Origin of the sequence: Deinococcus arcticus, assembly GCF_003028415.1 — a bacterium.
Classification (GTDB): Bacteria; Deinococcota; Deinococci; order Deinococcales; family Deinococcaceae; genus Deinococcus; species Deinococcus arcticus.
The window spans coordinates 1-1,183 of the sequence record NZ_PYSV01000049.1; the positions used below are offsets into that span (position 1 = coordinate 1).

Below are 1,183 nucleotides of genomic sequence, written 5' to 3' on the forward strand. Positions count from 1 at the left end.
CTAGTGGATGACCACAGGCTTGGCTTGATCTAAGCTGAGGGATGGGGCGACAGAAACAGTTTGTGGTGGCGTTAACGGCACACGAGCGGCAGGAACTGACGGACATGACTCGCAAAGGCGTCCACAGTGCGCGGGTCATGACCCGCGCACGGCTGTTGCTCCTCAGTGACCAGGGACTGAAGGACCGGGACGTCGCCGAGCGCGTGGGGGTCAGCACCGTGACGGTAGCGTCCATCCGACGTAAGTTCGTACAGGGCGGCCTTCAGGCCGCCCTGTACGAAAAAGCCCGGCCGAAACAGCCGCCCAAACTTGATGCGCACGGGACGGCCATCCTTATTGCCGAAGTGTGCTCCGCGCCCGTCGGGCGCGAAACCTGGACGATGCAGTTGCTGGCTGATCGCCTGGTGACGCTGGGTGTGGTGGACCGCATCAGTGATGAAACTGTCCGGCGCACGCTGAAAAAAACGTCCTCAAACCGTGGCAGGTCGAGAGTTGGTGTGTCGCCCAGGTAGGCGCAGACTTCGTGTGGCGGATGGAAGCCGTACTGGACACCTACGCCCTGCCCTATGATGCCCGTCGGCCCGTCATCTGCTTCGACGAGAAGTCCTTCCAGATGCTCGATCATGTGCGCGATCCGCTGCCCCCCGTGCCGGGATACCCGGCACGGGTCGATCATGAATACAAACGCTGTGGCACGGTGAATTTCTTCGTGGCCTTCGAACCGCTGATGGGTCAGCGCACCGTGACGGTCACGGAGCGGCGAGGGAACGCCGAGTTCGCGGCGCAGCTCCAAGCGCTGGACGTGCGGTACGCGGCAGCAGACACGATCGTGCTGGTGCTGGATCAGCTGTCGACGCACAGTCCGGCCGCGTTGTATCAACATCTCCCGGCGCAGGAGGCGCGTCGGCTGAGCCGACGCTTCGAGTGGGTGTACACGCCCAAACATGCGTCGTGGCTCAACATGGCGGAATTGGAGTGGTCAGTCCTGCAACGACAGTGTCTGGGGCAGCGCTTAGCCAGTGTGGATGCCGTCGAGGCGGCACTGCTGGCGTGGGAAACAGACCGCAATGCGCGGTCTGTGCGGGCGAATTGGCAGTTCTCGATATCGGCAGCACGGGACAAGCTCAAACGTCACTACCCCTTCGATGAATAGCCATCTTCATGCCTGTGGTCATCCACTAGG

The 1,183-nt window shown here is 62.1% G+C and carries 1 protein-coding gene; it reads left to right on the top strand.

The genetic code is table 11. The features are described from left to right. The first annotated feature begins 41 nt into the window (after positions 1-41). Positions 42-1,153 (top strand): IS630 family transposase gene (locus C8263_RS18695; protein WP_107139611.1). Its coding sequence is split into 2 segments (ribosomal slippage): positions 42-468 and positions 468-1,153, totalling 1,113 coding nucleotides; the frame shifts between segments, so codons are not numbered across the junction. The last annotated feature ends 30 nt before the right edge of the window (positions 1,154-1,183 follow it).